Raw genomic sequence first — 12,292 nt, forward strand, 5'->3', positions numbered from 1 at the left:
CGACAGTGCACCCATCAAATGGAAACCGACGACTCACAGAACGTCCGGACCGAATGAAGGGGGCGGCTCAGCACGACTGGTCGACCGGCAGCCCGGCCGACGCGGTCCGTGCCGCTGGCCGCACCTACACCGCCCGAGCCGAGGCGGACGCTGCCCGGTGAGTGAAGTCCGCCGAGATCTATGACCAAAAAGGCTAATCAGGAGGGATACCTCCCGATTACCTGCGGTGGACGGTGGGAGACCAATAACGTCGCCCCATGTCGCTCGAGCCGGGGCGCGACCACGAGGTCGCGCACACTCTCACACCTGACCAGTACGGCCAGCCCGTCAAGAAGGCACACCTTCCCGTTCCTGCCCTAGCGTGGATCCGCCACCGGGACGGGCACCACCTCGTCGACGCCGTCGCCACCGCTTGGACGCCACGCGCGGTGCAGGTCCGCTACAAAGACGACCACGGACGCATTGGCACTGTCTGGCTCCCGGCAACGGCCGTCATGCGTCGCTCACACGAGCACGATTGAACCGGGTGCTGCGGGCCGGAGAACCACTCACGACTACTCTCCCGCTCCCCTAAAGTGGGGATCCCCCCGGAACTTGCATGCAAAAGGAGACTTGCCGTGGCGCAGAAGAAGCACCTGATTCTTATCGACGATGTCGATGGTTCACCAGCATCGGAGACGCTGCGGTTCGGTCTCGACGGCGTCGATTTTGAGGTCGACCTCAACGAGACGCACGCCGAGGCGCTGCGAGAGTCCTTCGCTGAATGGATCGGCCACGCTCGCAAGGTGAGTGGCCGGAAGAAGGTTGCCGCTCGCCGAACAGTGACCTCAGCTTCGACTGCAACCTCTGCGAGCTCAAAGACGGTCAAGATCCGCGAATGGGCCCGGCAGAACGGCTACACGGTCTCGGACCGAGGACGCATCCCGGTAAACGTCCGTGAGGCTTACGAGGTTGCGAACTAGCTGGAGTGCCACAGGTGCTATTGCCAGGCACGGCGAAACAAGGCTAAGTCTTGAGGTTTGCCGCTCGCGGCTCGATCGGCCGCCGAGGATCGACGAGCGAGAAACATCTAGATTGACGAGGTCACGGTGCGCGGCCTCGAGGGGGGCGCCTCTGGGGCGGCAGCGCTCGAGCCGCGCACGATAAGTTCCGGGGCGAAGAGGAACTCGCTTGTGGCGTGGGTTCCCTGCTGCAGCTCCTCGACCAGTGCGTGAACGGCGGCACCTGCCATCGCGCTGACCGGCTGGCGCAAGGTGGTCAGCGGGGGATCGGCGCTCTGCATCGAGTCGTCGAACCCCACAATCGACACGTCGCGGGGGACTGCGAGACCACGGGCCCGCGCGGCCCGGATTGCGCCGAGGGCCATGACGTCGGAGGCGCAGATGATGGCGGTGACTCCTTCATCTAGGAGCTCACCGGCGGCGGAGGATCCGCCCTCGATGGTGAACATCGAGTGCCGGATCAGCGGCGCGGTCCCCGAAGGGAGGCCGCGGGTCTGCAGGGCATGGGTGAAGCCGTCGACCTTGCGGATCACGGGGACGTACCGCTCGGGGCCGAGGGCGAGGCCGAGGCGCCGGTGTCCTAGGGCGAAGAGGTGGTCGACAGCGGCCCGCATGGCGAGGGCGTCGTCGACCGAGATGCTTGTCGCGTCGAGGGTCGGCACGTGCCCGTTGACCAGCACGAGGGGGATGCCTGCCTGGCGAAGGCGAACGTAGCGGTCCGTCGAGGCGTGGGTGTCGGCGTGCATGCCGGAAACCACGATCAGTCCGGCGATGTTGTAGGAGAGCAGAAGCTCGATCCACTCGTCCTCAGAGACCCCGGGGGCGGACTGAGAGCAGACCATCGGCATGTGCCCTTGCTGGACCAGCCTTGTTGCCATCTGCTGGGCAAAGGCCGGGAAAACAGGGTTGTCCAGCTCCGGGACGATGACGCCGACAGGGAGAGCCTTGGACGTCCCGGTCCGTGCCCGAATCCCAGGTCGCTGTGACGAGCGGTCGTAGCCGACTTCGCTTGCTGCCTGTAGCACCCGACGCCGCACCTCGGCCGAGACGCCGGCCTTCCCGCTGAGGGCGCGGCTCACGGTCGCGGCACTCACGCCGACCGTCGCGGCGATGTCGAGGAGCGTTGCGGGCATACGTGCGACGCTAGCACCGTCAGCGCAAGAAGCGCAACGATATTGCGTGAGTTTGCATCCGCTGAAACGGCGCACTTCGCGTGCATGGTGCTGCGTAACCCCACATAAGGGTGACTTGGATCAGTTGCAAAGGTTGCACGCAATACCTGTTCCATTACGGCAATCAGCAGTGCTATGTTGCGTCCAGCGCGGCCCTTCGCGCGGGCGAGATAGACCCGCCTCACAGTGATGTGAGCGGCCTCGCATCAACCTTCGGATCTCAAAGGAGGACCCGATGCAACGACGGGCAAGGATTTCCATGGTGGCCGCGATGGCCGGGCTGGGGCTCGCGCTCACCGCCTGCGGAAGCAGCACTGGCGGTGGTTCCTCCGCGGCGGAGCCGTCGGCGGAGCCTGAGGTCAGCGCCACCGAGTCGCCGACGGGCCCACCGGCACGGGACCCGGACGCTGACCTGGTGCTGTGGGCGGACGACGCCAAAGCCCAGGTGCTCCAGCCGTTCCTCGAGGAGTTCGCCGAGGAGAACGGCATCACGGCGGTCGTGCAGACGGTCAACGACAACGGGCGCGACAGTTTCGTCACGGCGACTCTCGCCGAGAACGGACCCGACCTTGTGGTCGGTGCCCATGACTGGATCGGCAAGTTCGTAGAGAACGGGGTCATCGCACCCGTCCCGATGAGCGCAGAGGTGCAGGAACAGTTCCTGCCGAACAGTATCGAGGCTGCGACCAGCGACGGGAGCGTCTACGGGGTCCCGTACGCCGTGGAGAACATCGGCCTGATCCGCAACACGGATCTTGCCCCGGACGTGCCCGGGACCGTGGAGGAGATGCTCGCCCTCGGAAACGAGCTCGTCGCGAGCGGCAAGGCCTCCAAGCCGATGGTTATGCCGGTGGGCCAGGAGGGCGACCCGTACCACGCCGAGCCGTTCATCACCTCGGCGGGCGGGTACATCTTCGGCCGCGACGCCGAGGGTGACTACGACCCCGCCGATCTCGGGCTGGACGGGGCGGAAGGCGAAGCGGTAGCAGAGAAGCTCGCGTGGATGACGGAACAGGGTGCGCTCAGCACGTCGATCACGTTCAACGAGGCGCTCGACCTCTTCGTCCGGGGTGAGACACCGTTCCTCGTCACCGGGCCCTGGGCCACCGGTGACATCACAGACGCAGGCATCAACTATGCCGTCAGCGAGATCCCGCCATTCGAAGGCGGGCAGTCGACCCGCCCGTTTGTTGGCGTGCAGCTGTTCTATGTCTCCAGCAAGGCGGAGAATGCCACCTTCGCCCAGGAGTTCGCTCTGAGGTACGTCAGTCGCCCCGACGTTCAGCGCGCCCTCTTCGAGCAGGGCCAGCGCCCGCCGGCCCTGGCCTCCCTCAACGCGGAGCTCTCGGCGGCCGACCCGGAGCTCCAGGCGTGGAGCGCCGCCGGTGCCAACGGCGACCCGATGCCGTCCATCCCCGAGATGGACGCCGTGTGGGGCCCGCTGGGCATTGCGATCGCCAACATCGCAGCTGGTGAGGGTGACCCGAACCAGATCATGGGGGACGCCGCCTCGGCGATCACCGAGGCGATCGGCCAGTAACCAATCCGTGGCGGGGGGGGCGGCGCGCTGGCGCCGCCCCCGAAGCCGCGAAGCGCCAGGCGCTCGAGGAGGACCCGTGACGGTCGATCTGCAGAACCCACCGAGGACCCGCCCTACGCCAGGGCCTAGTCAGCCGCCTGTGCCTCGGCGCCTGCCGGCGGGCCGTGTCGTGGCCCTCACGATGCTCGTTGTCGTGACCGTGGTGGCCATCATCGCGACCCACCGGCTGGTCCAGGCGGGCAGCTGGCTCGGAGTCACCCTGGTGGCCGGCGCCCTCTTCGCTGTGCTCGCCGTCTACGGCGGCCGCAAGAGGATTCCCATGAAGTACCTGCTGCCGGGGCTGCTGCTGCTCCTGGCCCTGCAGATCTGGCCGGTGACGTACACGGTGGCGACCGCATTCACCAACTACGGCGACGGGCACCGGGTGACCAAGGAGGAGGCGATCGACCTCATCATCGCCAGCTCGGTCCGCGAGATCCCCGGTCAGCCCCGCTACCAGCTCGCCGTCGCGGTGCCCGACGGTGCCGACCCGTTGCTCGGCGAGCTGCTCTTCCTGCTGCGCGCCCCCAGCGGGGAGCTCCAAGTCGGGGACGGGGCCGGGCTGGAGCCCTTGCCGGCGGAGGAGGTCACGGTCGACGACGGTGGACGGGTCGCGGCCGCCGAGGGGTACACGCTCCTCTCCGCGCAGGAGGTGAACGCCCGCTCCGAGGAGCTCAGCACGTTTCTCGTCCCGGTCTCGGACGGGGTGAGCATCAAGCAAGCCGGACTGACCGAGGCCTACCAGAGCCGGACCACGATCACCTACGACCCCACGACGGACCGGTTGACCGACACCGAGACCGGCACGGAGTACATCGCCGAGGATGCCCGGTTCGTCGCCGCCGACGGCTCGGGCCGATCCTTCCCGCAGGGGTGGAAGGAGAACGTGGGCCTGGCCAACTTCGAGCGGGTGCTCACCGACCCGGCCCTGCGCAACGGCTTCGTCGGCATCTTCACCTGGAACCTGGCCTTCGCCGCGATCTCGGTGCTCTCCACCTTCGCCCTGGGCCTGCTCCTCGCGCTGCTGTTCAACGACCCCGGCATGCGTGGCCAGCGCCTCTACCGGTCGCTGCTGATCCTGCCCTACGCGCTGCCCGGGTTCGTCACCGCACTGGTGTGGGCCAGCATGTACAACCAGGAGTTCGGCCTGATCAACAACCTGACCGGCCTCGGGACGAACTGGTTGGGCGACTCGGCCTGGGCCAAGGTCGCGGTCCTCGTGACCAACCTCTGGCTCGGCTTCCCGTACATGTTCCTGGTCTGTACCGGAGCACTGCAGTCCATCCCAGCTGAGTTGCGCGAGGCAGCGATGATCGACGGCGCGTCACCGTGGCGCATGCTCCGCTCGGTGACGCTGCCGCTGCTCCTCGTCGCCGTCGGGCCGCTGCTGATCGCCTCCTTCGCGTTCAACTTCAACAACTTCGGGCTCATCTATCTCCTGACCGGAGGAGGACCGTTCCAGGCGAGCGACCCCACGCAGGGCGGGACGGACCTGTTGATCACCTACGCGTTCCGACTGGCTTTCGGCTCCACGGAAGCCAACTTCGGATTCGCCTCCGCCATCTCGATCTTCATCTTCGCCATCGTCTCGCTGCTGTCGGTGAGTGCGTTCCGCCGCACCGCCGCCCTGGAAGAGGTGCACTGATGTCCACTGGTCTGACCACCGGCCCCCGCCCACCCGTGTTGCCCGGGCCAGGGGCAGCTCCTGCCCACACGCAGGGACCTCGGCCGAGGTTCGCCGCCAAGGGGTGGCGCCATGTGCTGGCCGCCCTGGCCCTGGTGTGGGCGCTCGGACCCATCGTCTTCATCGTCTTCGCCGCGCTGAACCCGGCCGGGACGTTGAGCAGCAGCAGCCTCGTGCCGAACGGGGCGTCCCTGGCGAACTTCGAGGAACTGTTCACCGACCCCATCCGCCCGTTCTGGCGGTGGTATCTCAACACCATCCTCATCGCCGGCGTCGCCACCGCCGGCTCGGTATTCATCGGGGCATGCACGGCCTACGCCTTCACGCGCTTCCGGTTCACAGGACGCCGACCGGCGCTGATCTTCCTGCTGCTGATCCAGATGTTCCCGGCGCTCCTGGCCTTCATCGCCATCTACGTCACGTTCATCGAGATCGGCGACATCTTCCCCCAGATCGGCCTGAACACCGCAGCCGGCCTGATCATCGTCTACCTCGGCGGCTCCATGGGCGCGAACATCTGGCTCCTCAAGGGCTACTTCGACACCGTTCCGCGCGAGCTCGACGAAGCCGCCAAGATCGACGGCGCCTCCCACGCCCAGATCTTCTTCGGGATGATCCTGCGCCTGGTCGCCCCGATCCTCGCGACCGTGGCGACGTTCTCGTTCGTCGGCTTCATCAACGAGTTCATGATGGCCGGCATCTTCCTGACCGACACCAACCACAAGACCCTCGCCGTGGGGCTCCAGGCCACCTTCGCCAACAACAACAACGAGTACTTCGGCCAGTTCGCCGCCGGGTCGATCCTCGCCTCGCTGCCGGTGGTGGTCCTGTACCTGGCCCTGCAGCGCCACATCATCGGCGGCCTGACCTCGGGATCGGTGAAAGGCTGACATGTCAACGTTCTCCATCCACCAGCCGCACCACGACGGCTCGGAGCTCTACGTCACCAACCCGAACCCCAGCCTCGGCGAGACGGTCTCGGTGTTCCTGCGTGTCCCGCACGCCTGCGCCGTTGACTCGGTCCACGTCCGGGTCACCCCGGACGGCGAGCAACAGTTCGTCCCCGCCACGGTGGAGCGCACCGAGGAGACCGAGACCTGGTGGCGCGCGGACATCGTCTGCCGCAACCCCGTGACCAACTACCGCTTCATCCTCGAGGGCGGCGCCACCGGCTACGCCTGGCTGAACGGGGCCGGGGTGCACGGTCGCGACGTCCCCGACGCCGCCGACTTCCGCCTCACCGCGTTCCCGGCGCCGCCGCGCTGGGCCGCCGACGCCATCGTCTACCAGATCTTCCCGGATCGGTTCTCCCGGTCGGCAGACCGGACACCGCCCGCCTGGGCCAGCCCGGCTGCCTGGACCGACCCGGTCGACACCTCGCTCGAACGCATCGGTTCTCAGTGGTACGGCGGTGACCTGGACGGCGTCCGTGCCCACCTGGACGACATCGTCGAGCTCGGTGCGAACGTGCTGTACCTGACGCCGTTCTTCCCCGGCGGCTCCAACCACCGCTACGACGCCAGCACCTTCGACCGGGTCGACCCGTTCCTCGGCGGGGACCCCGCCCTCGCCGCCCTTGTCGAGGCCGCCCACCAGCGTGGCCTCCGGGTTCTGGGCGACCTGACGACCAACCACACCGGGGACGGCCACGAGTGGTTCAGCCGGGCGCTGGCCGACCCCGACAGCCCCGAACGCGACTTCTACTACTTCGACGACGCCGGTGACTACGCCTCCTGGCTCGGCGTGCGGTCCCTGCCCAAGCTCAACTTCACCAGCCCAGAACTCCGCAAGCAGTTCTTCGACCCGGTCGACGGCGTGGTCGCCCGATGGGTGGGCCGCCACGGGCTCGACGGGTGGCGCATCGACGTGGCAAACATGACCGGCCGCCACGGCACGGACGATCTCAACGCCGATGTCGCGCGCCAGACCCGTACCGCCATGGTGACCGCCAACCCGCAGGCGCTGCTGGTCGCCGAGCACGCCCACGACTACACCCGCGACGCGCTCGGCGACGGCTGGCACGGGGTGATGAACTACGCCGGCTTCACCAAACCGGTATGGACCTGGCTGCGCAGCCCCGAGCACACCGCCAACTTCCTCGGATCACCCCTGCCCGTCCCCCGCCTCGGCGCGGAGGCCATGGCCGCGACCATGCGCGACTTCACCGCCCACGCCCCGTGGCGCACCATCGCCCACAGCTTCAACCTCCTCGGATCACACGACACCACCCGCATCCGCACCCTGCTCGGGGAGTCCACCCGTCTCGGTGTGGTCGCAGCCGGACTGCTCTTCACGATGCCCGGCATCCCGATGCTCACCTACGGCGACGAGATCGGCATGACCGGCGAGTTCGCAGAGGACGGCCGCAAACCGTACCCCTGGGACGGGCACGACATCGACGAGGAACTGCGCTCCATCTACCGACGCCTCGCCGCCGTCCGCGCCGCATCGACCGCCCTGCGCCACGGTGGCCTGCGCTGGGTCCACGCCCAGGGCGACGTCGCCATCTTCCTGCGCGAGTCCGCCACAGAGCGGGTGCTCGTGCACTGCGCCCGAGCACCCCACCCACCGGTGCGGATCGACCTGTCACCACTCGGAGCCACCACCGCCGAACCGCTCTACGGAACAGCGCCACGGATATCGAACGGCACAGCCGAGTTCCGCGCCGACGGCCCCGGAGTCAACATCACGTCCTTGCCCACACGTTTAGCGCCTGCCCGCCCCGAGGAAGGAACACCATGGCCAGTCCAGCAGTACGTCCCCTGAGACGCCGCTCGCGCGTTAAGGCCGGGGCCGCGCTATGCGCGGGCCTGCTGACCGCGTTGCTCGGTGTCGCCGCCGGTCCAGCACAGGCACCCGCGCAAGCCGTAAGCGCGTGCACTGCGACCGGGGTCGCCAACACGACGAACTACGAGACCGACACGATCTACCAGGTACTCACCGACCGGTTCGCCGACGGCGACCCATCCAACAACAACCCCTACGGCAAGGCGAACAGCTACGACCCCAGCCGCACCGACATCAACCGGTTCTTCGGCGGGGACTGGCGCGGACTGGCGGACCGCATGCCCTACCTCACCGGCATGGGCATCTCAGCCATCTGGATCTCGCCGCCGTACAACAACCTGGACGACCCCTACCTGGAGAACGGCAACTACTACAACGCCTACCACGGCTACTGGGCCAAGGACTACTTCGTCCCGGACGAGCACTGGGGAGGGTGGGCCGATTTCGACGCCCTGGTCGAAACCGCGCACGCACACGGAATCAAGGTCGTCATTGACTTCGCACCCAACCACACCAACCACACCGACAACGTTGAGCAGGGAGCCCTATACCGCGAGGGAACGCTGATCGGCCGGCACAACAACGACACACTGGGGCTGTACCACCACGAGGGCAACCGTGCCCCGTCCCAGACAAGCCAATACGACTACCAGTTCCGCGACCTGGCCAACCTCGCCGACCTCTCCACCGAAAACGCCTTCGTCCAGGACCACCTCCTGGACGCGATCGACGTGTGGCTCAGCCATGGTGTCGACGGCATCCGGAACGACGCCACGCTCCACCAGAGCAACGCCTTCCGCACGGTGCTCGCCGACCATGTCAATGCCTCGAGCACGCCCGTGTTTCACTTCGGGGAGTACTTCATCGGGACACCGGACCCGAAGTACGACGACTATCGCACCTCCCCGGACCGCACCGGCATCGACATCCTTGACTTCGAGCTGGCGAACGTCGCCCGCGCCACCTTCGGTGACTTCAGCCAGTCCATGCTCGACCTCAAGGCCGCGGTCGAGCGGACCGACGGGGACTACACCTACGAGCACAACTCGGTCACCTGGCTCGACAGCCATGACAAGCCACGACTTGCCAGCATTCAGCCGAATCAGGGCATCTTCCACGCAGCGCTGGCATTCCACCTCACCACGCGCGGGACCCCGGTCATCTATTACGGCACCGAGCAGTACCTCCCCGGCGCCAACGGCGACGCGGGGCGGGTCTGGATGAACAGTTTCGACACCACCACCCCGGCGTACCGGCTCATCGGGGACCTCGCTGAACTGCGCAAGGAAAACCCGGCACTCGCATACGGAACGACCACCTTCCGCTGGGAGAACTCCAACGTTCTGATCTACGAACGCAAGTTCTTCGACAACACCGTGCTCATAGCCATCAACCGCAGCGGTACCACGTACCCGATCACCGGACTCTCCACGGCCCTACCACCGGGCACTTACCCGGACTACCTCGGCGGCCTGACGAGTGGCAACGCACTGACGGTGAACTCGACGGGAGCCGTCACCCCGTTCGACCTCGGGCCTGCGGAAGTCGCCGTCTGGTCCTACCGCGACACCACACCGGCTGGCCCGCAGATCGGTGCGGTAGGCCCCACCCAGGGCCGCGCAGGCAACGTCGTAGCCATCGACGGGGAGGGCTTCGGCACCTCGGCCGGAACGGTGTCCTTCGGTGGTGCCCCCGCTGCCGTCCAGTGCTGGTCCCCGCATCAGATCAAGGTGACCGTTCCCGCCGTAGCACCCGGCACGGTCGATGTCACCGTCAGCACCTCGAACGCGACGTCGAACACCTACCAGTACACCGTCGTCACAGGGAAACAGGTGCAGGTCATCTTCCACGTCAACGAGGCGACGACGGCGCCCGGCGAGAACGTGTACGTCGTGGGCAATGTGCGTGAGCTAGGCGGCTGGGATCCGGCGAAGCCTTTCGAGGCAATGCTCAACCCGGCCTACCCCGAATGGTTCCTCCCCATCAGCGTGCCCGCAGGACACACCCTTGAATTCAAGTTCATCAAGCGGGACGCCACAGGGAAGGTGACCTGGGAAAGCGGAACAAACCGCACCTTCACCGCGCCCAGCTCCGGCACCGCAGACACCCCGATGTATACCTGGCGTCCCTAACCCTGGATCACGGGACTAGACCTGCGAAGAAGTGAGTCGCCCCGGCATGTCCGGAGACTGGATTCCTTGGAAGGATCAGTCTCATGGGACGTCCCAGTAAGTACCCGGTCGAGTTGCGCGAGCGCGCCGTCCGGATGGTCGCGGAGGTGCGACCGGACCACGACAGCGAGTACCAGGCGATCAGTCATGTCGCCAAGCTCCTCGGCGTCGGCTCGCCGGAGACGGTGCGGCAGTGGATCCGCCGGATGCAGGTCGACACCGGCGCTCGGCCGGGCGTGACGAGCGAGGCGCAGGAGGAGATCAAGCGTCTCAAGCGCGAGGTCGCGGAGCTGCGGCGGGCGAATGAGATCTTGAAGGCGGCTTCGGCTTTCTTCGCGGCCGAACTCGACCGGCCGTTCACGCGATAGTCGCGTTCATCGACGAACACAGGGACCGCGCCGATGGCGGTCTGCGGTGGGGTGTCGAGTCGATCTGCAGGGTGCTCACCGAGCACGGCTGCCGGATCGCCCCATCGACCTACTACGACGCCCGCGGCCGCGGGCCCTCGAAGCGGGAGCAGCGCGACGAGCACTGGAAGGCGATCATCGCCGAGACCTGGAAGGCGCAGCACCGCCGTTACGGGGCGCGCAAGCTCTGGCTGCGGTTGCGGCGTAATGGGCACGACATCGCCCGCTGCACCGTCGAACGGCTGATGCGCGAGCTCGGGCTGGTCGGCGTCACCCGCGGCAAGCGGCGCAAGCCCGCCGACACGGCCGTGAAGGAGGTTAGACCGGCGGATCTGGTCGACCGGCACTTCGCGAGGTTCCGCACCGACCAGCTGTGGGTGGCGGACTTCACCTATGTCTGGACCTGGACCGGGTGGGTCTACGTCGCGTTCGTGTTCGACGCGCACTCGCGCCGCATCCTCGGCTGGCAGGCCGCCACATCCATGGCGACACCGCTGGTGCTGGACTGTCTCGAGATGGCGTTGTTCACTCGCCGCCGTGAAGGCGTCGCGGGCTTCGCGTCGCTGACGCATCACACGGATGCCGGGTCGGTCTACACGTCGATCGCGTTCACCGAGCGCCTCGCCGACGAGGACATCGACGCGTCCGTCGGCAGCGTCGGCGACGCCTACGACAACGCCCTCGCCGAGTCGCAGATCGGGCTCTACAAGTCCGAACTCATCCACCACGACGGACCCTGGCGGGACATCGCGCACGTCGAAGCGGCGACCGCCGAGTGGGTGTCCTGGTTCAACAGCGACCGCATCCACGGCTCGCTCGACGACCTCACCCCAATCGAAGTCGAACAACTCGACTACGCTCACCACCAGCCACTCGAAACAGTGGCCTGACACCAGCAAACAACTCTCCGGACATGCCGGGGCGATTCAAAGGGCTGTACGGGGACGTCGCAGGGCCTGATGTCTTGCTGGCGCAGCCCCCGTTGATCCCAACGGGGGCTGCGGCGGTGTCCACTAACGATTCGGTTATGAGACGGACGCGAATTGCCGCTTAATGGTCCACTGCGTTGCGTCCAAAACGCGTCTCACTAGCCGTCGTGTCGGGCTCGGTTCCGAGACCGGTTTCTGCGACGCTCGGGCGGTGACGCAGAACCTCATCGGCCTCGCCCGCGTGTCCACCAGTGGCCAGGACCTCCAGCTGCAGCGCGACGCCCTCCAGGCCGCCGGATGCATCCGGATCTTCGAGGAGAAGATCAGCAGCCGCTCGAGCAAGCGCCCCGGGCTCGAGCAGGCGCTGGACTACCTGCGCGACGGCACGGACACCCTGGTGGTGTGGAAGCTCGACCGGCTGGGCCGGTCCACCAAGGAGATCCTCACCGTCGCCGACAACCTCAGCGACCGCGGGATCGGTCTGCGGGTCCTTGGGCTGACCCCGTTTCGTAGGTCCAGTCGTTATGAGAGTCGTCCTGTTGTCCGCGGTCGCGGGCAGGGA

The 12,292-nt window shown here is 67.0% G+C and carries 10 protein-coding genes; 9 read left to right on the forward strand and 1 reads right to left on the reverse strand.

Annotated features, from left to right (window positions below; translation table 11 throughout):
• The first annotated feature begins 257 nt into the window (after nt 1–257).
• Together ACYVGN_RS13315 and ACYVGN_RS13320 are read left to right on the forward strand one after the other, a co-directional pair.
• Nucleotides 258–521 carry a hypothetical protein gene (locus ACYVGN_RS13315; RefSeq protein ID WP_460791339.1) on the forward strand — a complete coding sequence of 88 codons (264 nt, stop codon included), beginning with the start codon at nt 258–260 and terminating at the stop codon, nt 519–521.
• A 96-nt stretch (nt 522–617) separates the two neighbouring features.
• Nucleotides 618–962: a histone-like nucleoid-structuring protein Lsr2 gene (locus tag ACYVGN_RS13320; RefSeq protein WP_460791341.1), complete on the forward strand. Its 345-nt coding sequence runs from the start codon at nt 618–620 to the stop codon at nt 960–962.
• Nucleotides 963–1,069: 107 nt separating this feature from the next.
• On the opposite strand, the gene ACYVGN_RS13325 is transcribed toward ACYVGN_RS13320, so the two are convergent.
• Entirely contained in the window at nt 1,070–2,134 is a 1,065-nt protein-coding gene (locus tag ACYVGN_RS13325) for a LacI family DNA-binding transcriptional regulator (protein ID WP_460791343.1), read from the reverse strand.
• Between the two features lie 298 nt (nt 2,135–2,432).
• Here ACYVGN_RS13325 and ACYVGN_RS13330 point away from each other — a divergent pair, with 298 nt between their 5' ends.
• From ACYVGN_RS13330 to ACYVGN_RS13360, 7 genes are all read left to right on the forward strand, one after another.
• Nucleotides 2,433–3,713, forward strand: a complete 1,281-nt coding sequence (locus ACYVGN_RS13330; RefSeq protein ID WP_460791345.1) for a sugar ABC transporter substrate-binding protein — start codon at nt 2,433–2,435, stop codon at nt 3,711–3,713.
• 193 nt (nt 3,714–3,906) lie between these two features.
• Nucleotides 3,907–5,397, forward strand: a complete 1,491-nt coding sequence (locus tag ACYVGN_RS13335; protein ID WP_460791347.1) for an ABC transporter permease subunit — start codon at nt 3,907–3,909, stop codon at nt 5,395–5,397.
• Nucleotides 5,398–5,510: 113 nt separating this feature from the next.
• Nucleotides 5,511–6,326: a sugar ABC transporter permease gene (locus ACYVGN_RS13340; protein WP_460791349.1), complete on the forward strand. Its 816-nt coding sequence runs from the start codon at nt 5,511–5,513 to the stop codon at nt 6,324–6,326.
• Nucleotide 6,327: 1 nt separating this feature from the next.
• Complete coding sequence (locus ACYVGN_RS13345) at nt 6,328–8,202, forward strand: glycoside hydrolase family 13 protein (RefSeq protein WP_460791351.1); 1,875 nt, start codon at nt 6,328–6,330, stop codon at nt 8,200–8,202.
• Nucleotides 8,175–10,355, forward strand: a complete 2,181-nt coding sequence (locus ACYVGN_RS13350; RefSeq protein WP_460791353.1) for an alpha-amylase family glycosyl hydrolase — start codon at nt 8,175–8,177, stop codon at nt 10,353–10,355. Before ACYVGN_RS13345 ends, ACYVGN_RS13350 begins: the two co-directional genes overlap by 28 nt.
• Before the next feature lie 83 nt (nt 10,356–10,438).
• A protein-coding gene (locus tag ACYVGN_RS13355) for an IS3 family transposase (protein ID WP_460791354.1) occupies nt 10,439–11,691 on the forward strand; the annotation gives its coding sequence in 2 pieces (ribosomal slippage) (nt 10,439–10,721 and nt 10,721–11,691; 1,254 coding nt in all).
• Between the two features lie 250 nt (nt 11,692–11,941).
• The coding region (locus tag ACYVGN_RS13360) for a recombinase family protein (RefSeq protein WP_460791356.1) at nt 11,942–12,292 on the forward strand (351 nt) is incomplete at its 3' end.

The sequence above is a fragment of the Microbacterium lacusdiani genome, assembly GCF_054779895.1.